This window comes from Nocardioides dokdonensis FR1436 (assembly GCF_001653335.1).
GTDB lineage: Bacteria > Actinomycetota > Actinomycetes > Propionibacteriales > Nocardioidaceae > Nocardioides > Nocardioides dokdonensis.
The window spans coordinates 2,151,984-2,171,952 of sequence record NZ_CP015079.1 but is presented as its reverse complement, the minus strand read 5'-3'; the positions used below and the strand labels follow the sequence as shown (position 1 = coordinate 2,171,952).

The following is a 19,969-nucleotide window of genomic DNA, read 5'->3' as shown; positions in this document are numbered from 1 at the left end:
CGCCAGTCTCAAATTGCGACGGGCCCCCGGGCGCACCCGCGCTTCCATGGATGCATCCGCGTCAGCAGCAGCTCAGCCCCACCGGGGGTGGGCCCAGGACTTTCGGGGGCCATCGTCCGAGAAGGGAACCACTCATGCCATCAGGTGAGACCGGAGCCAGCGCGCCCGTCGACCCGCAGCCCAGCTGGGACAGCGATCCCGACGAGACCCAGGAGTGGCTGGAGTCGCTCGACGGCGTCGTCCACGCTGGTGGACGACGCCGGGCTCGGCACATACTCACGCGGTTGCACGCTCGGGCTCACACGCTGCAGGTGGACGTCTCCTCCCCCACCACGACCGACTACGTCAACACCATCCCTGTTGCGGCAGAACCGTGCTTCCCCGGCGATGAGGACATCGAACGGCGCTACCGGTCCTTCGTGCGCTGGAATGCCGCGGCGCTCGTCCACCGCGCCCAGCGCCCCGAGATCTCCGTCGGCGGACACATCTCCAGCTTCGCCTCGGCAGCCACGCTGTACGAGGTCGGGTTCAACCACTTCTTCCGCGGCAAGGAGCATGCCGGTGGTGGGGACCAGGTCTTCGTCCAGGGACATGCATCGCCCGGGATCTACGCCCGGGCCTACCTGGAGGGTCGGCTGACCACGAGCCAGCTCGACGGGTTCCGGCAGGCGAACAGCCACGTGGTCGACGGCGAGGCAGCCTCACTCCCGTCGTATCCGCACCCTCGACTGATGCCTGACTTCTGGGAGTTCCCGACCGTGTCCATGGGGCTCGGACCGATGAACGCGATCTACCAGGCACAGTTCAACCGGTACCTGCACGACAGGGGCATCAAGGACACCAGCGACCAGCGCGTCTGGGCCTACCTGGGCGACGGGGAGATGGATGAACCCGAGTCCCGGGGTGTGTTGCAGGTGGCCGCCAACGAGGGCCTCGACAACCTCACCTTCGTCGTCAACTGCAACCTCCAGCGCCTTGATGGTCCGGTTCGTGGCAATGGGAAGATCATCCACGAGCTCGAGTCCACGTTCCGAGGCGCTGGCTGGAACGTCATCAAGGTGATGTGGGGGCGAGAGTGGGACCCGCTGCTGGCGGCAGACACCGACGGCGCGCTCGTCCAGCTGATGAACGACACCCTCGATGGTGACTACCAGACCTATCGCGCCAATGACGGCGCTTTCATCCGTGACCACTTCTTCGGGCGCGACGCCCGCGCGCAGGAGCTGGTCGCGGGCATGTCCGACGACGACATCTGGAACCTCAAGCGGGGCGGGCACGACTATCGCAAGGTGTATGCCGGCTACGACGCCGCGACCAGACACACCGGCCGACCGACCGTGATCCTGGCGCAGACCATCAAGGGGTACGGACTGGGATCCAGCTTCGCTGGGCGCAACTCCACCCACCAGATGAAGAAGCTGAAGATCGACGACCTCAAGCTGCTGCGGGACACGCTGCGCATCCCCATCTCAGATCGAGAGCTCGAGGCCGACCCCCAGCTGCCGCCGTACTACCACCCCGGCGAGGACGACGAGGCCATCCAGTACCTGCGCGAGCGGCGCACGAAGCTGGGCGGCCCGCTGCCCCGACGACGGGTGCAGCACGCGCCACTGAAGCTCCCCGGCGACGAGGCGTACCACCAGACCAAGAAGGGCTCGGGCAGCCAGGAGATCGCGACCACGATGGCCTTGGTCCGCCTGCTCAAGGACCTCTTGCGGGACGAGGAGTTCGGCGCGCGTGTCGTGCCGATCATCCCTGACGAGGCCCGCACGTTCGGCATGGACGCGTTCTTCTCGACCATCAAGATCTACAACCCGCTCGGGCAGAACTACCTGTCTGTCGACGCCGACCTGATGCTCGCCTACAAGGAGGCCAAGGACGGCCAGATCCTGCATCTAGGGATCAACGAGGCCGGTTCGGTGGCGGCATTCACTGCCGCTGGCTCGTCGTACGCGACCCACGGCGAGCCGATGGTCCCGATCTACATCTTCTACTCCATGTTCGGGTTCCAGCGCACCGCGGACTCGATCTGGGCCGCGGCCGACCAGATGGCCCGTGGTTTCCTGATCGGGGCCACGGCGGGTCGCACGACGCTCACCGGGGAAGGGCTGCAGCATGCTGACGGCCACAGCCACCTGATCGCGGCGACCAACCCGGCGGTCGTCTCGTACGACCCGGCATTCGGTTTCGAGATCGCCCACATCGTCCGAGACGGTCTGCAGCGCATGTACGGGGACGAGCCTGAGGACGTCATCTACTACGTGACGGTCTACAACGAACCTCTGAAACAACCGCGTGAACCCGATGCGGTGGACGTCGACGGAATCCTGCGCGGCATGCACCTCTATGCCCGCGGGGACTGCGAGGAGCTGCCCGAGTCGACACCGCGTGCCCAGCTCCTCGGATCCGGGGTCGCTCTTCCCTGGGCACTCGAGGCACAGCAGCTCCTCCGCGACGAGTGGGGTGTCATCGCGGACGTGTGGTCGGTGACCTCGTGGACCGAGCTGCGTCGCGACGCCCTGGCCTGCGATGAACAGAGCTTCCTGCACCCCGACCGGGACCGACGGGTCCCCTACGTCACCCGTCGGTTGAGCCAGGCCCAAGGGCCGGTCATCGCCGTCTCCGACTACATGCGGCAGGTGCAGGACCAGATCAGCCCGTGGGTCCCTGGAGACTTCGCCTCGCTCGGCGCTGACGGGTTCGGGATCTCTGACACGAGGCCCGCCGCACGCCGCTTCTTCCACGTCGACGGACCCTCCATCGTGGTCCGGACGTTGCAGATGTTGGCTCAGCGCGGCACCATCCCGGCCGGTGCTGCCCGCGAGGCTGCTGACCGCTACCGGTTGCTCGACCTCACTGCGGGGACGTCCGGGAACGCCGGCGGGGAATCCTGAACCGTGGTGGCACACTCGGGCCATGAGCATCGTCCCGGCCGACTTCGTGCTTCCCGCCCCCCTCGAGACGGCTCGCTTCCGGCTCGCCCTGCTCGGCCCGGAGCACAACGAGTCGGACTACGCGGCGTGGACCGGGAGCATGGAGTTCATCCGCAGCCTGCCCGGATGGGCGGCGTCGAGCTGGCCGGAGCCCATGACGATCGAGGCGAACCTGCGGGACTGCGTCTCCCACGCCGAGCGGTCGGGCTCCGGCGTGGACTTCGCGTACACGGTGCTGCTGCCCGACCGTGACGAGGTGATCGGCTGTGTCTACTTCAAGCCCGCCCGACCTGCACGGTCCGGCGCGGTCGTCGTGCTGTCCTGGGTCACCGCCGAGCACTCCGACCTCGACGAGCCCCTCTACGAGGCCGTGACCAGGTGGCTCGCTGAGGACTGGCCGTGGTCAGAGGTGGAGTACGCGCCGCGCCCGGCTCGCCCGACCGATCCGGCCTAGGCTGCGCCGTGCCCGACTTCACCTGGCGACCGGCCAACGAGGCGACGACCGAGCACGTCGAGTCGGTGCTCGGCACCGGCGGCGCCGCCAAGTGCCGCTGCCAGGCGCTGAAGGTCCCCGGCTGGATCTGGCGCGACACCACCCAGGAGCAGCGGGACGCCGCCCTCCTCGAGCAGACCGGCTGTGGCACCGACGGACCCACGTCCGGCCTGATCGGGTACCTCGACGGTGAGCCGGTGGGCTGGGTCGCGGTCGAGCCCCGGGAGAACTACCCCCGGGTCTGGAGCCGCAAGAAGTCGTGGATGCGGATGGACCCCGAGCTCGAGGGCGTCTGGTCGGTCACCTGCTTCGTGGTGCGCAAGGGCTTGCGCCGCCAGGGGCTGATGTACGAGCTGGCCGCCGCCACCGTCGACTACGGGAGGCAGGTCGGCGCCCACGTCCTGGAGGGCTACCCGACCGAGCCGGTGCCCGGGAAGACCGTGATCTGGGATGAGGCGTCGGTCGGGCTGCTGCAGGCCTTCCTCGACGCAGGCTACGAGGTGGTGGACTCGCCCACCCTGCGCCGGAGGGTGGTGCGGCACCGGCTCGACGGGCCGTCGTGACCGGACCGCCGCACGGAGGCCCTGTGGGATGCTGAGCCATGGTCGACTACGACACCGACCTGCTCGACAGGTTGCGTCTCCTGCTGGGCGGGGAGCCCGGGCTCAGCGAGCGAGCCATGTTCGGCGGCGTCGCCCTGATGCTCGACGGCAAGATGTGCGTGGGGGTCATGAAGGGCGGCGGGATGATGGTGCGCCTCTCGGCCGAGGAGGGCGAGTCCGCGGTGCAGGAGCCGTACGCGCGGAAGATGGACTTCACCGGCCGGCCGATGCGCGGCTGGATCATCGTCGACAGCGAGGGCCTCTCGTCCGAGCAGGACCTCGGGTCCTGGGTGGACCGGGCGGTCCGCCACGTACGGACCCTGCCGCCCAAGACCGGCGGCGTCGCCGGCCCTTGACGACCTGGCGCACAGGGTGACTCGCGGGACTCATACTTCTCGATCGCTTCGCTCAGCTCGGTCACTGTCGCGCTCCGCGTGACGACACCCTGCGACAGCGCGGGCGTAGAGTCGCCGGATGCGGGCCGTCGTGATCTACGAGTCGATGTTCGGGGACAACCAGCAGGTGGCCCGGGCCATCGCGGCCGGGCTGATCGAGGCGGGGGTCGCGGCCGAGGCGATCGAGGTGGGTACCGCCCCGACTGCGCTCGGCTCGGACGTCGACCTCCTCGTCGTGGGGTCGCCCAACCATGCCTGGAGCATGCCCAGACCCAACACTCGTGAGAGCGCCGAGGCCAAGGCGGACACCCCACTGGTCAGCCAGGGCATCGGGGTGCGCGAGTGGCTCGGGAGCGCCTCACTCACCCCTGGGCTGCCGACGGTCGCCTACGACACCCGAGGCTCGCATCCCAAGGCCGTCGTGGCGATGGACCATGCCTCGAAGAGCATCGAGAAGGGCCTCGCGAAGCTCGGAGGGACGCGCCTGGTGCCCGCCGAGCACTTCCGTGTGGCGGGCATGGAGGGTCCGCTGGAGCCGGGCGAGGCTGAGCGCGCGCACGCTTGGGGCGTGACCCTGGCCGGCCTGCTGACGGGCCGGCCGGGGCGGTCCCAGGCGTAGGAGGTCGCGAGCAGCACGTCGTGACCTCGGCCGCGCAGCGGTTCGACCGCTGGACCGACGCCGTGCGGGGTGATCGAATCGGCGGGTGAGAATCGAGCGCATCGCCCCGATCCTGACCGTCCACGACCTCCCGACCGCCATCGCCGAGCACGCGGGGGCGCTCGGGATGCAGGTGGTGATGGACATGGGCTGGGTGGCCTTCCTCGCCGACGACGACGGTCGTCAGATCGGACTGATGACCGCTGACGCAACGGCGCCGGTCAACCCCGACGTCTCGGTCTTCGTCGCCGACGTCGAGGCCGCCCACGACGCCGCGGTGGCATCGGGCGTCGAGATCGTGCATCCGCTGTCCACGGAGGAGTGGGGAGTACGCCGCTTCTTCTACCGCGACTCGTCCGGGCGCGTGATCAACGTCGGCAGCCATACCTGATCGTCGACCGCTGGCTCGGCGGCTCCCCACGCCCGCGGCACTGACCGAGCGAGACCCCGCCCCGGGCCGGGTGACACAAACTCGTCGTTGGTCTCGTCGTAGGAGTGAGGACAGCGACAACCAGGGACGTGGTCCTCACCGGCGCAGGAGGGCATGTGCAGCGCACCGATCGGCGCGACTTCGAGCAGTTCGCCAGGGCCTGCTCCCATGAGCTGCTGCGAGCCGGGTGGCTGCTCACCGGGGATCGACACCGCGGCGAGGACCTGGCCCAGGAGACGCTGGCCCGGGTCTTCACGCGGTGGTCGCGGGTCAGGGCGGCCGACAACCCGGTGGCGTACGCCCGCACGATCCTGACCCGGCTCCATCTCGACTCGGTACGGCGCCTCAGCTCCACCGAGCTCTCGCTGGCCGACCCGCCGCTCGGCCAGGTGAGCACGCCCGACAGCGACCTACGACAGGTGCTGGTGGCGGCGCTGCGCGAGCTGGCACCACTGGATCGTGCGGTGGTGGTGCACCGGTACCTGTTCGACGCCGATGTGGCCACCGTGGCCCGCGATCTCCTGCTCACCGAGAACGCGGTCCGCACCAGGGCCTCACGCTCTCTCGCCCGGATCCGCGAGCACCTCGGATCCGACTTCCTTGAACTGCACGAGAACAGCCGATGAGAGGCGACACCATGACTCACGACACGGCCCTGCGCGATGATCAGATGCACCGTCTGGTGCAGCACGCCATGGTCTCGGTGACCGCGAGCGACGAGCTCGTGGCCGGTGGCGTGCGCCGAGGCCGACGCGCCGTCCGTCGCCGCCGCGTGGTCCGGACGGTCGGGGTCGGCGCCGCCGCCGCGCTGGCGACAGCGGCGGTGGTCGCGGCACCGTCCCTCCTCGGTGGCCACGACGACCAGCGGTCCCCGGTGGCCGGCACTCCGACCGACAGCGCACCGAGTGCCGCCGCGAGGCCGACGTCCGGGTCGGCGCCGCAGCCGACCCCGACCGGGCTCCCACCCCACCTGCAGCGGGCACAGGATCTGCTGCTCGATGCGCTCCCGGAGTCCATCCCGGACCCCGGGTACATCGCCCGGGTCGATTACGACCCCGACGGGCGCGGCCTCGGCGAGATCGTGGAGGTCGTCGCCACCGACGACTCCGCCATCGTCGGTCGACAGGACGCCAGATGTGAGCGGGTCGTCGCCTCGCCGGCCCCCGACGACTGTGTCGACACGGGTGCCGGGTGGATCTTCACCGGTCCGTCGCTCCCCGACGTCTCGGGTGGGAGCCCAGCGCTGGCCGGCGTGCAGGCGACCTACATCCTTCGTGACGGCAGGAGCGTCAACCTCACCGCCTACAACGCCACCAGGGCGAGCCTGGGTGGTGAACCGACCCGCACCGACCCGGTGCTCGACGCCGACGACATGATCGAGCTGCTCACCAGGACCGAGTGGTTCGACAGGGCGCCGGCCCGATAGACGATCCCGCGCGGGTCACGGGCGCGGGCGCCGTCGACGGCGGACCGGCCAGCCTCGTTCAGACGTTGAAGCGGAACTCCACCACGTCGCCGTCGGCCATGACGTACTCCTTGCCCTCCATGCGCACCTTGCCGGCCTCCTTGGCCTTCTGCATGGACCCGTGCTCCATCAGGTCGTCGAACGAGACGATCTCGGCCTTGATGAAGCCCTTCTGGAAGTCGGTGTGGATGACTCCCGCCGCCTCGGGTGCGGTGGCGCCCTTGGGGATCGTCCAGGCCCGCGACTCCTTGGGGCCGGCGGTCAGGTAGGTCTGCAGGCCGAGGGTGTCGAACCCGACCCGGGCCAGGACGTCGAGGCCGGGCTCGGTGACGCCCATCTCGGCGAGCATCTCGCGGGCCTCGTCGTCGTCACCGAGGTCGACGAGCTCGGACTCGAACTTCGCGTCGAGGAAGATCGCCTCGGACGGCGCGACCAGGTCGCGCATCTGCTGCTTGAGGTCCTCGTCGTTCAGCTCGTCGGCGTCGCAGTTGAAGACGTAGATGAAGGGCTTGGCGGTCAGCAGCGACAGCTCGCGCAGGAGCGCGGTGTCGATCTTCGTGTCGATCACCGGCGTGCCGGCCTCGAGGTGACCGAGCGCCTCCTGGGCCGCGGCGAGGACGGGGGCGAGGTCCTTGTTGCCCCGCACCTCCTTCTCCAGGCGCGGGATCGCCTTCTCCACCGTCTGCAGGTCGGCCAGGATCAGCTCGGTCTGGATGGTGGAGATGTCGCTCTTGGGGTTCACCTCGCCGTCGACGTGGGTGACGTCCTCGTCGCGGAAGACCCGGGTCACCTGGCAGATCGCGGCGGACTCGCGGATGTGGGAGAGGAACTTGTTGCCCAGGCCCTCCCCCTCCGAGGCCCCGCGCACGATGCCGGCGATGTCGACGAACTCCACCGTCGCCGGCAGCAGCTTCGCGGAGCCGAACACCTCGGCCAGCCGCGGCAGCCGGTCGTCCGGCACGCCCACGACGCCGACGTTCGGCTCGATGGTTGCGAACGGGTAGTTCGCCGCGAGGACGTCGTTCTTGGTCAGAGCGTTGAAGAGGGTCGACTTGCCCGCGTTGGGGAGACCGACGATGCCGATGGTGAGAGCCACGGGCGGTGAGTCTAGGTGTCGCTACGGCACCCGGTCACATCTCGACGGTCTCGTTGTCGCCCTCGATCCGGGAGCCGGCGACCTTGGCCTTCACGAGGTTGGCCAGCTGGACGACCTTCGAGCCGCCCGGGGCGTCCCAGTACTCCGCCGACTCCGCATCGACCTCGATGAGCACGTTCTCGGGGTTGTCCGGGCCGCCCTGCAGCCAGGAGTCGGTGAAGGCGCTCCACAGCTCCTCGAGCCGCGACTCGTCGTGCACCACGGTGGCGGTGCCGGCGATGGAGACCCACGAGCCGCGATCGCTGTAGGAGACGTTGACGCGCGGGTCGGCCTGCAGCGCCTGCACCTTGTCGGAGTGCAGCTCGGCGATGAAGTACAGCGAGCCGTCGACGTCGGTGTCCTGCGTCGCCATCGGCTTGCTGAGCAGCTTGCCGGAGGGGTCGACGTAGGTGAGCATCGCGATCTTGGCGTCGTTGACCAGGTCGAGCACGCGCTGTTCGTCGGTCATGGGGTGGCCTCCTGGGGGTCGGTTCCGGTCCTCGCGAACGTACGTCGCGACAGCGGCGCCCAGATCACCCCGGCGTCACCCCTGCAGCGACCGGAACCGCTCGGCCAGCTCCGCGCCCAGCGGCCGTGACCCCCGCGTCTGCTCGTCCATCTGCACGATCACGGTCGTGGCGCGCGCGACCGGCCGTCCCGCCTGGAAGAGCCCCTGCGCCATGGTCACCGAGGAGCTGCCGACCCGCTCGACGCGGGTGCCGATGTCCACGCTGCCCGGCCAGGTGATCTCGCCGACCAGGTCCAGCTCGATCCGCACGATCACCCACGACGCGCCGGGATCGCTCATCGAGGTGCCGTCGCCGGGGAACAGCAGCTCCACGCGGCCGGTCTCCAGCAGGGTGGAGAAGACGGCGTTGTTCACGTGCCCCTGGCGGTCGGTGTCGCCGTACCGGAGCTTGTCGCGACTGCGGGCGGGGTAGCTGTCGAGGCCGGGGTGCTCACTCACGCGCCCCAGTATCCCGGCGGCACCCGTCGGTCCCGGCACCCCCTCACCCCCCGACCCGTCCCGACCACCAGCAGGTGGTGTCCAGGGTGCGGTGGCATGGGTCACACTCGGAGGACCACGCCCACCGGCGCCGCGCCGCCGGTGGCCACGTCCTCGGGAGGGATACCCCATGAGCGGAACACGCACGGAGCTCGCACGCCAGGCCGACGAGCGGATGTCCGACGCCGGCGACCGCGACGAGCCCGGGGCCATGGAGCTGAGCACCCCCCTGGACCTGCTGCTCGCCGACGCCGGGCGCGGACCCTGGCGACGCTTCATCCCCGGCATGTCGGGGGTCCGCTTCGCTGCCGGGCTGGCGCGGCGTCCGCGGGCGGTGGCCGGTCGGGCCGTCGGGCTGGGCGCCGAGCTGGCCCGGGTGCAGGTGGGCCGCTCCGAGACCGCCCCCGATCCCAAGGACCGCCGCTTCAGCGACGAGGCGTGGCAGAAGAACCCCTTCCTCAAGCGCACCCTGCAGAGCTACCTCGCCACCGGCGAGAGCCTGCGCGGGCTCGTGGCGGACGCCGGTCTCGGCTACGGCGACGAGCAGCGGATGAGCTTCATCGTCGACAACCTCGTCGAGGCCCTGGCCCCCAGCAACAGCCCCACGCTCAACCCCAAGGTGCTCAAGCGCATCATCGACACCGGCGGCGGCAACCTCCTGGCCGGCGGGCGCCGCTTCGTGCGCGACTTCGCCACCGCGCCCCGGGTGCCCTCGATGGTCGAGCCCGACGCGTTCACCGTCGGCGAGGACGTCGCGGTCACGCCCGGCTCGGTGGTGCTGCGCACCGACGTCTTCGAGCTGATCCAGTACACCCCGCAGACCCCCCGGGTCCGCAGCGTGCCGCTGTTGATCGTGCCGCCGACGATCAACAAGTACTACGTCATCGACCTCGCCGAGCAGCGCAGCCTGGTCGAGCACCTGGTCCAGGCCGGGCAGCAGGTCTACTGCATCTCCTGGCGCAACCCCGACACCCGGCACGCCGCCTGGGGCCTGGACACCTACGGCCAGGCGATCATCGAGGCGATGACCGCGGCCCAGGACATCTCGCGGCAGGAGCAGGTCGCGATCTTCGGCATCTGCTCGGGCGGGATGCTGGCCTCGATGGTGATGGCCCACCTCGCCGCGACCGGCGACCTGGGCCGGGTGGCGGCCTTCAGCCTGGCCGTCACGGTCCTGGACCAGCACGAGGCCGGGCTGCCGAGCGCGCTGCTCTCGCACAAGGGGGCCGCCGCCTCCACACGGGCCTCGCGGGACAAGGGCTACCTCGACGGCCGCGCGCTGGCCGAGCTGTTCGCCTGGCTGCGCCCCAACGACCTGATCTGGAACTACTGGGTCAACAACTACCTGATGGGCCACGCCCCCAAGGCCTTCGACATCCTCTACTGGAACGCCGACCCGGTGCGGATGACGGCCGCGATGCACCGCGACTTCATGGACCTCGCGGTCCGCAACGCGCTCACCGAGGCCGGCGCCTCAACGATGCTCGGCTCGCCGGTCGACCTGGGCAAGGTCGACGTGGACTCCTACGTCGTCGCCGGCATCGCCGACCACCTGTGCAAGTGGGAGTCCTGCTACCAGACCACCCAGCTCTTCGGCGGCGAGTCGCGCTTCATCCTCTCGACCAGCGGCCACATCGCCGCGATGGTCAACCCCCCGGGCAACGAGAAGGCCAGCTTCCAGACCTCGGACACCAACCCGGAGGACGCAGCGGCCTGGCTGGCCGACGCCACCAAGGTCAAGGGCAGCTGGTGGGCGGACTACGTGGCCTGGCTGGCCGAGCGCACCGGGCCGGAGCGCAACCGCCCCCGCAAGGACGGCTCCGCGCGCTACGAGCCGCTGTGCGCAGCCCCGGGGACCTACGTCCATGACCGCTGAGCCGATCCGCGACTCCGCCCCCGACCGGGTCCGCACCATCTCGGTGCGGGGCATCACCGCCCGCGTCTCGGTGCGCCCGGGCGTGGGCCGGTTCGTCAACGAGCCACCCCTCCTGCTGTGCAACGGCATCGGGGTGTCCTTCGAGGTGCTGCAGAACTTCGTCGACCACCTCGACCCGCACCGCGGGGTCGTCCGCTTCGACGTGCCGGGCGTGGGGGGCAGCGCGCTGCCGCCGGCGCCGTACCCGATCTCGGCGCTGGCGCTGTGGGTCACCACCTTGATGAGCGACCTCGGCTACCGCCGCTTCGACGTCCTGGGCCTCTCGTGGGGCGGCGGTCTGGCCCAGCAGCTGGCCGTGCAGTCGTGGCGCCGCGTGGGCCGGGTGGTGCTGGTCGCGACCGGCACCGGGGCGCTGATGGTGCCCGCGCACCCCTCGGTGCTGCTCAAGATGTCGACCCCGCGTCGCCACCGCGACCCGGAGTACGCCGCCAGCATCGCCGCCGACATCTACGGCGGCACGATGCGCACCCACCCGGAGAAGGGCTCCCGGCTGCTGCACGCCGCGACCCGCTCGGGCCCCAAGCGCGGCTACTACTACCAGCTCGCCGCGATGGCGGGCTGGACGAGCCTGCCGTTCCTGCGGCTGCTGCGGCAGCCGACGCTGGTGATGGGCGGCACCGACGACCCCATCATCCCCGCGGTGAACCCGCGGATGCAGGCCAGGCTGATCCCCCGGGCCCGGCTGCACCTCTACGAGGGCGGTCACCTCGACCTCGTGACCGCGGCCGAGACGCTGGCTCCGGTCGTGGAGCAGTTCCTGCTCGAACCCGACCCCGACGTGTGAGCCGCGCCGCCACGTCCAGCAGTACGTTCTGTCCATGAGCGACTCGGGCACTGCCGACCACGACCTGCACGACTCCCCCTTCTCCGACTTCCTCGGGTTCGAGCTGCTGCTGGAGGAGCAGGACCGCGAGCTGCTGAGCCGGGTGCGCGCGTTCATGACCCGCGAGGTCGAGCCGGTGATCAACGAGCACTGGACGCGCGGGGAGTTCCCGCACCAGCTGATCCCCGCGATGGCCGAGCTCGGGATCGCGGGGCTCGCCTACGACGGCCCCGGCTGCCCGGCCCGCGGGGCGCTGGTCGACGGCCTCGTCGCCATGGAGCTGAGCCGCATCGACCCCTCCATCGGCACCTTCATGGGCGTGCACGGCGGACTGGCGATGGGCTCGATCCAGCTGTGCGGCTCCGAGGAGCAGCGCCAGCGGTGGCTGCCGGCGATGGCCCGGATGGAGCTGATCGGCGCCTTCGGGCTCACCGAGCCCGACGTCGGCTCCGCGATCTCGATGGGCCTGGCCACCTCGGCGCGGCGCGACGGCGACGGCTGGGTCCTCAACGGTGAGAAGAAGTGGATCGGCAACGCCTCGTTCGCCGACCTGGTCATCATCTGGGCCCGCGACGAGGACGACGGCGAGGTCAAGGGCTTCGTGGTCGAGAAGGGCACCGAGGGCATGGGCTTCGACGTCCAGCAGGACAAGATCGCGCTGCGCGTGGTGCAGAACGCCGAGATCCACCTGCGCGACGTCCACGTGCCCGAGGCGAACCGGCTGCAGGGCGCGGCGAGCTTCGCCGACACCTCGCAGGTGCTGCGGGTGACGCGGATGGGCGTGGCCTGGCAGGCCGTCGGGTGCGCACGCGGTGCCTACGAGCACGCGGTGCGCTACACCAAGGCCCGCGAGCAGTTCGGTCGCCCGATCGCCTCCTTCCAGCTGGTGCAGGACCTGCTGGTGAAGATGCTGTCCAACGTCACCGCCGGCACGGCGATGAACGTGCGCGCCTCCCAGCTGCAGGACGCCGGGATGCTGCGCGACGAGCACGCGTCCCTGTGCAAGGTGCACAGCACGGTGCGGATGCGCGAGACGGTCGGCTGGGCGCGCGAGGTGCTCGGTGGCAACGGCATCCTGCTCGAGCACCACGTGGGCCGCTTCGTCGCCGACGCCGAGGCGATCTACTCCTACGAAGGCACCCGCGAGATCAACACCCTCATCGTGGGGCGCGCCATCACCGGTGAGAGCGCCTTCGTCTGAACGCCCGCTGCCCGCTCACGACCGGCCCTCCCCCGACTCGTCGCGCACGAACGCGGCGAAGCCGGGCACCGTGAAGCGGAGCATCCCGCGCGCGGCAACCTCGATGAGCCCCTTGTCGAGCAGGCTGCGGCGCGGCACGCTCAGGTCGTTGGTGCCGACCCCGAGCCGGGCCGCGACGTCGCCGCGGCGTACGGCGTCGTCGCCCAGGGCGGCCATCGCCTCGAGCAGGCGGCGCTCCCCCGGCGACGCCTTGGCCCAGCGGGCCCGGAACATCGTGGCCAGCTCGTGCTCGACGTCGACGTGCGCTGCCCCGAGGAGCTCGGGACCCAGCCGGCTGCCCGCCACGGGGCGCGCCCGGCGCCACAGCGCGTCACCGTAGAGCTGGAGGAAGTAGGGGTAGCCCTGGGCCAGCGCGACCACCTCTCCCAGCAGCTCCGGCGACCAGGTGACGTCGTGCTGAGCCGCGGGCACCTCGAGCGCCTCGGCCGCGTCCGTGGCACCGAGCCGCTCGAGGGTGCGGAAGCCGAACCGTTCGCTGAAGGTGACCGCGGCGGTCAGGACGTCGGGCGTGTTGGGCAGCCCCGCCGCGAAGAGCACCGCGGGCGGTTCGGGCACGGCGTTCTGCAGCTCCTGCCAGGCGTACGCGAGGGTGCGCAGGTCCGCCCGCGGCGCGGCCTGGATCTCGTCGACCAGCAGGCAGATCCCCGCCGAGCCGCGCGCCCGGGCCTCGAGCGCCGCGGTGGAGAGCAGGTCCCCGAACGCCGCGGACGCCGCGCGGCGTCCGGCCCGGCCCTCGGCGCTGGGGGTCACGTCGAGCTCGACGCCGGCCTTGGCCGGACCCACGCCGAGCTCCAGGCCCAGCCGTTCCAGCCGCTCGCGCCACGGGGTGCGCCGGGCGACGTCCACGCCGATCCGGTCGAGCTCGGCAGCCAGGGCGTGCACGAGGGATGCGACCAGCGACTCGTCGGCGCGCGCGGTCACCCACGCGGTGACGAGGCCGGCGTGCGCCGCCGACTCGCGCACCGTCTTGAGCAGCGACGTCTTGCCCACCCCGCGCGAGCCGATGTCCACGCGCACCCGGCCCTGGAAGCGGGCGTACGTCGCCACCACGGCGAGATCGGCCTCAGCGGCCTCGACCTGCTCGCGCCGCCCGGCCAGCACGCTCGGCGCGGCCCCGGGGGTGTAGGGGCTGGGGATCATGATGCTTCCTGATGGAGTGGCTGCTTCATAAGGAACCATAACGCCCCGATCGCGGCCGTCACGGTGCTCGCACGTACCGTGTCACGGTGCGCCTGGCTACCTGGAACGTCAACTCCCTCCGCTCCCGCATCGACCGCGTCGAGGCCTTCCTGACCCGGCACGACGTCGACGTGCTGGCCCTGCAGGAGACCAAGGCCCGCCTCGACCAGCTGCCGCTGATGGGACTGCAGTCGCTGGGCTACGAGGTCGCGGCCGCCGGCACCAACCAGTGGAACGGCGTGGCCGTCATCAGCCGCGTCGGCCTCGACGACGTCGAGGTCGGCTTCCCCGACATGCCCGGCTTCGGCGACCCGGTCACCCAGGAGGCCCGAGCCATCGGCGCGACGTGCGGCGGCGTACGGGTGTGGAGCCTGTACGTGCCCAACGGTCGCAAGATCGACGATCCGCACTACGCCTACAAGCTCGACTGGCTCGCCCGGCTGCGCGCGGCCGCCCGCGACTGGAGTGCGAGCCCGACCGCCCTGGTCGGGGACTGGAACATCGCCCCGCGCGACGAGGACGTCTTCGACATCGCCCAGTTCAAGACCAGCACCCACGTCACCGCACCCGAGCGGGCGGCCTTCGAGGGGTTCCTCGAGGACGGGTACGCCGACCTCGCCCGTCCCTTCACCCCCGAGCCCGACAGCTACACCTACTGGGACTACTACCGCCAGCGCTACGAGCGCAACCGCGGCATGCGCATCGACTTCCTGCTCGGCTCGCCGGCGCTGGCGGCTCGCACCACCGGCGCGTTCGTCGACCGCGACGAGCGCGCCGGCAAGGGTGCCTCCGACCACGCGCCGGTGGTCGTCGACCTGGCCGACTGACTGCCGGTCGACTGCCGACCGAGGCTTGTCGGTGGTCGCAGCCATGCTGAGCCCATGGACGTCTCGACGGTCGCCGCACTGACCACCACCCTGCTCCTCGGGCTAGCCCTGGGCGTGGCCCTGGGCCTGCTCTGGGCGCGACTGCGGCACGCCGAGGCCGCCGCCGAGGCGCCGTACGACGCCCGCATGACGGCCGCGCTCGACCAGCGGGTGGCCGACCAGGCCGTGGTCCGCGAGGGGCTGGAGCGGCTGCAGGACCAGCTGCGCGACCTCGAGCACACCCGCGTCTCGTGGCAGGGCCAGCTGCACCAGCAGGTCGCCGACATGCGCCACACCACCGACCTGCTCAGCAAGGAGACCCGGGCGCTGAGCACCGCGCTGCGCAAGCCGCAGGTGCGCGGGCAGTGGGGCGAGCTGCACCTGCGCCGCGCCGTCGAGCTCGCGGGGCTGGTGGAGCGCTGCGACTTCTCCGAGCAGGTCCGCCTCGACGACGGTGCGCTGCGCCCCGACCTGGTGGTCCACCTGGTCGGCGACCGGCACGTGGTCGTGGACGCGAAGGTGCCGCTGGACGCCTACCTCGACGCCACCTCCGCCGAGGACGAGGACGTCCAGCGCGCGCACCTGGCCCGCCACGCGCGGCAGGTGCGCACCCACGTCGAGCAGCTCGGCGCCAAGTCCTACTGGCGCTCGCTGGAGCAGACCCCCGAGTTCGTGGTGCTCTTCGTGCCCGCCGAGTCCTTCCTGGCCGCCGCGCTCGAGGCCGACCCGGGACTGATCGAGCACGCCGCCGCCCGCCAGGTGGTGCTCGCCTCCCCCACGACGCTCATCGCGCTGCTGCGGACCGTGGCGCAGGGCTGGCAGCACGAGGCCCTGGCCGCGCAGACCCGCGAGATCCACCGGTTGGGGCGCGACCTGCACGGACGCCTGGGCACCCTGGGCGGCCACCTCGACGCCGTGGGCCGGTCGCTCAACGCGGCGGTCGGCCACTACAACAGCGCCGTGGGCTCGCTGGAGTCGCGGGTGCTGGTGTCCGCTCGACGCTTCAACGACCTCTCGGTCACCGACGAGGAGCTCGGCAGCCCGCGCACGGTCGAGCTGCGTGCGGTCGACCGGCGCGCCGACGCCCCGGAGGCCGAGGACCGCCCTAGCGTGGCGCTGTAGCGCTCGGGCCCCACCAGCACAGGAGCGGAGGTGAGCCACCGGTGACCGCACGCACTCTCTGGGAGGAGGGCAGCGACCCCGGTTGGCAGGTCGTCGCGCTCGGGCTGGCGCTGACGTTGAGCGCAGTGGCCCTCGACAGCCTGGTCTCCCCCGGGCTGGGGTGGCTCTACGACGTCGCGTTCGTGCTGATCTGCGTCGCGTGCGCGCTGCTGGTGCGTCCCCGCGACTTCTTCACCGTCGGGGTGCTGCCGCCGCTGCTGATGCTCGTCGCGCTGGTGCTGCTGGGGGCGACCAGCCCCGGCTCGATCGCACGGGCCCAGGACGGCCCGGTGCAGGCCGTGGTCTCCGGGCTCGCGGACCACGCGCTCGCCCTGGTGCTGGGCTACGCCCTGGCGCTGGGGTGCCTGGTGGTGCGCGACCGGGTCGCGCGGGCGCACGGCCGCGGGGCGGCCATCGCGTGGCCTACTCGAAGCGCGAGGCGTCGCCCGATCCGTACCGCAGCACCTCGGGCTCCGGGCCCGACCAGTCCACGACCGTCGTAGGCTCCGCGGTCGTCTCACCGGCCTCGATGACGAGGTCGACCTGGTGCTCGAGCTCCTCCTTGATCTCCCAGCCCATCGTGCGCGCCTCGGTCTCCCCGGGCAGGATCAACGAGCTCGACAGCAGCGGCTCGCCGAGCTCCTCGAGCAGCGCGGTCACCACGACGTGGTCGGGGATGCGCACCCCCACCGTCTTCTTCTTGGGGTGCAGCAACCGACGCGGCACCTCGGGGGTGCCGGGCAGGATGAACGTGTAGGGCCCCGGGGTCGCCGACCGGATCGCCCGGAAGGCGGCGTTGTCGACGTGCACGAGCTGGCCGAGCTGGGAGAAGTCGCGGCACACCAGCGTGAAGTGGTGCTTGTCGTCCAACCCCCGGATCTTGAGGATCCGGTCGCGGCCGTCGCGGTTGCCGATGCGGCAGCCGAGGGCGTAGCCGGAGTCGGTCGGGTAGGCGATCAGCGCGTCGTCGCGCAGGGCCTCGACCACCTGGCTGACCAGCCGGGGCTGCGGGTTGTCGGGGTGAAGGTCGACGTACCGGGCCATCAGTTCTGCTCGCTCGCCTCGCGGGCCGCGGCCCGGGCGGCCTTGAGGTCGCGGCGCAGCTCCTTGGGCAGGGAGAAGATCAGCGACTCCTCGGCGCTGTGCACGGCCTTGGCGTCGGGGTAGCCGCGCTCCGCGAGGTAGGCGAGCACGCCGTCGACCAGGGACTCGGGCACGCTGGCGCCGGAGGTGACGCTGACGGTGCGGACCCCCTCGAGCCAGGCCTCGTCGATCTCGCTGGCGTCGTCGACGCGGTAGGAGGCCTTGGCGCCGGCGTCCAGCGCGACCTCGACCAGGCGCACCGAGTTCGAGGAGTTGCCCGAGCCGACCACGATGAGCAGGTCGGCGCCCTCGGAGATCTCCTTGACCGCCAGCTGCCGGTTCTGGGTGGCGTAGCAGATGTCGTCGCTGGGCGGGTCGAGCAGCTCGGGGAAGCGCTCGCGGATCGCCGCGACCGTCGTGAGGGTCTCGTCGACCGACAGCGTGGTCTGGGAGAGCCAGGCCACACGGCTGGGGTCGCGGACGACGATGTTGGCGACGTCCTCGGGGCCCTGCACGAGCTGGATGTGCTCGGGAGCCTCGCCGGCCGTGCCCTCGACCTCCTCGTGGCCCTCGTGGCCGATCAGGAGGATGTCGTAGTCGTCGCTGGCGAAGCGCTTCGCCTCGTGGTGCACCTTGGTGACCAGCGGGCAGGTCGCGTCGATCGTCTTCAGGTCGCGCTCGGCGGCCTGGCGGTGCACCTCGGGGCTCACACCGTGCGCCGAGAACACCACGGTCGCACCGGTCGGCACCTCGGCGACCTCCTCGACGAAGATCGCTCCACGGGTCTCGAGGTCGGCCACGACGTGCTTGTTGTGCACGATCTGCTTGCGGACGTAGACGGGGGCGCCGTAGAGGTCGAGGGCCTGCTCGACGGTCACCACCGCCCGGTCGACACCGGCGCAGTAGCCGCGCGGCGCCGCGAGCAGCACCGCCTTCTCGGCCTCGTCGGGGCTCAGGACGGGGGGCATCCCCATGCTCACGCCGGGACTGCGGGATACGTCGGTGCTCATGCGCTCCATGGTAGGCGTGTCGGCGCGATGGCCTAACCTCGCGGCCATGGCTCTCGAGACCTCCGCCGCGGCGCCGGCCCCGGTGCGCCAGATCGCCACGGCGATCGCGGGCTGGGTCGACCGTCTCGGCGCCATCTGGGTCGAGGGCCAACTGGCCCAGATCAACCGTCGCCCCGGCATGGCGACGGTCTTCATGACCCTGCGCGACACCGTCGCGGACGTGTCGGTGCCCCTGACCGCGCCGCGCACCCTCGTGGACTCGCTCAACCCGCCGCTGGTCGAGGGTGCCAGCGTCGTCGTGCACGCCAAGCCGTCGTACTACGCCAACCGCGGCAGCATGTCGCTGCAGGTGCGCGAGATCCGGATGGTGGGCCTCGGCGAGCTGCTCGCCCAGCTCGAGCGACGCCGCCAGCTCCTGGCCGCCGAGGGTCTCTTCGACCCCGCCCGCAAGCGCCGGCTGCCGTTCCTGCCCGCCCGCGTCGGCCTGGTCACCGCCCCCAACAGCGCCGCCGAGCGCGACGTGCTCGAGAACGCCCGGCGCCGCTGGCCCGCGGTGGACTTCGAGGTCGCGCACGCCACCATGCAGGGCACCCGGTGTGCCGGCGAGGTGATGGAGGCGCTCGAGCGGCTCGACCGGCACCCGGAGGTCGACGTCGTGGTGGTCGCCCGTGGTGGCGGCTCCGTCGAGGACCTGCTCCCCTTCTCCGACGAGGCGCTGGTGCGCACGGTGCACCGGATGACCACTCCCGTCGTGTCCGCCATCGGCCACGAGCAGGACTCACCCCTGCTCGACCTGGTCGCCGACGTGCGCGCCTCCACCCCCACCGACGCCGCCAAGCTCGTCGTGCCCGACGTGGTCGAGGAGATGGGTGGCGTGGCCCGCACCCGCGACCGGCTGCGCTCGCTGGTCGCCGCCCACGTCGCCCGCGAGCAGGCCGGTCTCGACGCGCTGCGCTCCCGCCCCTCGCTCGCCGACCCCCGCACCCTGGTCGATGCCCGCGGCGACGAGCTGGTGCTGCTGCGCGAGCGGGCCCGTCGCTCGCTCTCGCACCGCCTCGACCGGGCCGCCGACGAGATCGACCACCAGCGCGCCCGCGCCCGTGCCCTCTCTCCGTTGGCCACGCTGCGCCGCGGCTACGCCGTGCTGCAGGACGTCGACGGCCACGTCGTCACCTCGGTCGACGACCTCGCACCCGGCGCCGATGTGAGCGTGCGGGTCGCCGACGGCCGTGTCCACGCGACCACCACCCGGCTCGAGCCGCTGCTCGAGTCCTCGACCACCCCGATCCCGGAGGACGACACCGATGGCTGAGCCGACGACCGAGACCACGCCCTCCTACGAGGCTGCGCGCGAGGAGCTCGTCGACGTCGTACGACGCCTCGAGGCCGGCGGCACCACCCTCGAGGAGTCGCTGGCACTGTGGGAGCGCGGCGAGAAGCTCGCCGGGGTCTGCCAGGACTGGCTCGACGGGGCCCGCGCCCGCCTCGACGAGGTCCTCGCCACCGACACCTGACCCGGCCCAGATGTCGCCG

22 protein-coding genes are annotated in these 19,969 nt (G+C 71.4%); 16 read left to right on the top strand and 6 right to left on the bottom strand.

Features of this window, described 5'->3' with window-relative positions:
- Window positions 1-134: 134 nt before the first annotated feature.
- From aceE to I601_RS10260, 8 genes are all read left to right on the top strand, one after another.
- A complete protein-coding gene (gene aceE, locus I601_RS10295) occupies window positions 135-2,894 on the top strand; it encodes a pyruvate dehydrogenase (acetyl-transferring), homodimeric type (protein ID WP_068109077.1) in 2,760 nt (919 codons plus the stop codon).
- A gap of 22 nt (window positions 2,895-2,916) precedes the next feature.
- Window positions 2,917-3,387, top strand: coding sequence for a hypothetical protein (locus I601_RS10290; protein ID WP_068109074.1), 471 nt, complete (start codon window positions 2,917-2,919; stop codon window positions 3,385-3,387).
- Between the two features lie 8 nt (window positions 3,388-3,395).
- Window positions 3,396-3,989: a GNAT family N-acetyltransferase gene (locus I601_RS10285; RefSeq protein WP_068109070.1), complete on the top strand. Its 594-nt coding sequence runs from the start codon at window positions 3,396-3,398 to the stop codon at window positions 3,987-3,989.
- Window positions 3,990-4,027: 38 nt separating this feature from the next.
- Entirely contained in the window at window positions 4,028-4,384 is a 357-nt protein-coding gene (locus I601_RS10280; protein ID WP_068109067.1) for a TfoX/Sxy family protein, read from the top strand.
- Window positions 4,385-4,502: 118 nt separating this feature from the next.
- Window positions 4,503-5,042, top strand: a complete 540-nt coding sequence (locus I601_RS10275; RefSeq protein WP_068109064.1) for a flavodoxin family protein — start codon at window positions 4,503-4,505, stop codon at window positions 5,040-5,042.
- Between the two features lie 85 nt (window positions 5,043-5,127).
- A complete protein-coding gene (locus I601_RS10270) occupies window positions 5,128-5,472 on the top strand; it encodes a VOC family protein (protein ID WP_068109061.1) in 345 nt (114 codons plus the stop codon).
- Between the two features lie 155 nt (window positions 5,473-5,627).
- A complete protein-coding gene (locus I601_RS10265; RefSeq protein WP_068109058.1) occupies window positions 5,628-6,137 on the top strand; it encodes a SigE family RNA polymerase sigma factor in 510 nt (169 codons plus the stop codon).
- An 11-nt stretch (window positions 6,138-6,148) separates the two neighbouring features.
- Window positions 6,149-6,937, top strand: a complete 789-nt coding sequence (locus I601_RS10260; protein ID WP_068109054.1) for a hypothetical protein — start codon at window positions 6,149-6,151, stop codon at window positions 6,935-6,937.
- Window positions 6,938-6,995: 58 nt separating this feature from the next.
- On the opposite strand, the gene ychF is transcribed toward I601_RS10260, so the two are convergent.
- The 3 genes from ychF to I601_RS10245 all read right to left on the bottom strand — a co-directional run bounded on the left by ychF (window position 6,996) and on the right by I601_RS10245 (window position 9,078).
- Window positions 6,996-8,072, bottom strand: coding sequence for a redox-regulated ATPase YchF (gene ychF / locus I601_RS10255; RefSeq protein ID WP_068109053.1), 1,077 nt, complete (start codon window positions 8,070-8,072; stop codon window positions 6,996-6,998).
- A 34-nt stretch (window positions 8,073-8,106) separates the two neighbouring features.
- Complete coding sequence (locus tag I601_RS10250) at window positions 8,107-8,580, bottom strand: pyridoxamine 5'-phosphate oxidase family protein (protein ID WP_068109050.1); 474 nt, start codon at window positions 8,578-8,580, stop codon at window positions 8,107-8,109.
- 75 nt (window positions 8,581-8,655) lie between these two features.
- Window positions 8,656-9,078, bottom strand: coding sequence for an acyl-CoA thioesterase (locus I601_RS10245; RefSeq protein ID WP_068109046.1), 423 nt, complete (start codon window positions 9,076-9,078; stop codon window positions 8,656-8,658).
- A gap of 169 nt (window positions 9,079-9,247) precedes the next feature.
- Here I601_RS10245 and I601_RS10240 point away from each other — a divergent pair, with 169 nt between their 5' ends.
- From I601_RS10240 to I601_RS10230, 3 genes are read left to right on the top strand one after another with little or no spacing between them, the layout of a single operon-like run.
- On the top strand, window positions 9,248-10,993 hold the full coding sequence (locus I601_RS10240; protein WP_157520021.1) for a PHA/PHB synthase family protein: 1,746 nt from the start codon (window positions 9,248-9,250) through the stop codon (window positions 10,991-10,993).
- Window positions 10,983-11,837: a poly(3-hydroxyalkanoate) depolymerase gene (phaZ, locus tag I601_RS10235; protein WP_068109045.1), complete on the top strand. Its 855-nt coding sequence runs from the start codon at window positions 10,983-10,985 to the stop codon at window positions 11,835-11,837. The genes I601_RS10240 and phaZ overlap by 11 nt, the downstream gene beginning before the upstream one ends.
- A 34-nt stretch (window positions 11,838-11,871) precedes the next feature.
- On the top strand, window positions 11,872-13,077 hold the full coding sequence (locus I601_RS10230; RefSeq protein ID WP_068109041.1) for an acyl-CoA dehydrogenase family protein: 1,206 nt from the start codon (window positions 11,872-11,874) through the stop codon (window positions 13,075-13,077).
- A 15-nt stretch (window positions 13,078-13,092) separates the two neighbouring features.
- Here I601_RS10230 and I601_RS10225 read toward each other — a convergent pair whose 3' ends face one another.
- The gene (locus I601_RS10225; protein ID WP_068109039.1) at window positions 13,093-14,277 is read right to left on the bottom strand and encodes an AAA family ATPase; all 1,185 of its coding nucleotides are present in this window, start codon (window positions 14,275-14,277) and stop codon (window positions 13,093-13,095) included.
- An 86-nt stretch (window positions 14,278-14,363) separates the two neighbouring features.
- Here I601_RS10225 and I601_RS10220 point away from each other — a divergent pair, with 86 nt between their 5' ends.
- Genes I601_RS10220 through I601_RS10210 form a run of 3 tightly spaced genes read left to right on the top strand, consistent with a single transcriptional unit; the run spans window position 14,364 to window position 16,846 of the window.
- On the top strand, window positions 14,364-15,143 hold the full coding sequence (locus I601_RS10220) for an exodeoxyribonuclease III (protein ID WP_068109036.1): 780 nt from the start codon (window positions 14,364-14,366) through the stop codon (window positions 15,141-15,143).
- Window positions 15,144-15,197: 54 nt separating this feature from the next.
- Window positions 15,198-16,304, top strand: coding sequence for a DNA recombination protein RmuC (locus I601_RS10215; protein WP_068109033.1), 1,107 nt, complete (start codon window positions 15,198-15,200; stop codon window positions 16,302-16,304).
- 41 nt (window positions 16,305-16,345) lie between these two features.
- Window positions 16,346-16,846 (top strand): DUF6542 domain-containing protein, encoded by a 501-nt coding sequence (locus I601_RS10210; RefSeq protein ID WP_068109030.1) that lies wholly within the window; start codon window positions 16,346-16,348, stop codon window positions 16,844-16,846.
- Here I601_RS10210 and I601_RS10205 read toward each other — a convergent pair.
- Together I601_RS10205 and I601_RS10200 are read right to left on the bottom strand one after the other, a co-directional pair.
- Complete coding sequence (locus I601_RS10205) at window positions 16,767-17,387, bottom strand: L-threonylcarbamoyladenylate synthase (protein ID WP_068109027.1); 621 nt, start codon at window positions 17,385-17,387, stop codon at window positions 16,767-16,769. The genes I601_RS10210 and I601_RS10205 overlap by 80 nt on opposite strands.
- Window positions 17,387-18,400, bottom strand: a complete 1,014-nt coding sequence (locus I601_RS10200) for a 4-hydroxy-3-methylbut-2-enyl diphosphate reductase (protein ID WP_068114718.1) — start codon at window positions 18,398-18,400, stop codon at window positions 17,387-17,389. Before I601_RS10200 ends, I601_RS10205 begins: the two co-directional genes overlap by 1 nt.
- A gap of 82 nt (window positions 18,401-18,482) precedes the next feature.
- Between I601_RS10200 and xseA the strand changes: the two genes are divergently transcribed.
- Complete coding sequence (gene xseA / locus I601_RS10195) at window positions 18,483-19,748, top strand: exodeoxyribonuclease VII large subunit (RefSeq protein WP_068109024.1); 1,266 nt, start codon at window positions 18,483-18,485, stop codon at window positions 19,746-19,748.
- A complete protein-coding gene (locus I601_RS10190) occupies window positions 19,741-19,950 on the top strand; it encodes an exodeoxyribonuclease VII small subunit (RefSeq protein ID WP_068109021.1) in 210 nt (69 codons plus the stop codon). Before xseA ends, I601_RS10190 begins: the two co-directional genes overlap by 8 nt.
- Window positions 19,951-19,969 lie beyond the last annotated feature (19 nt).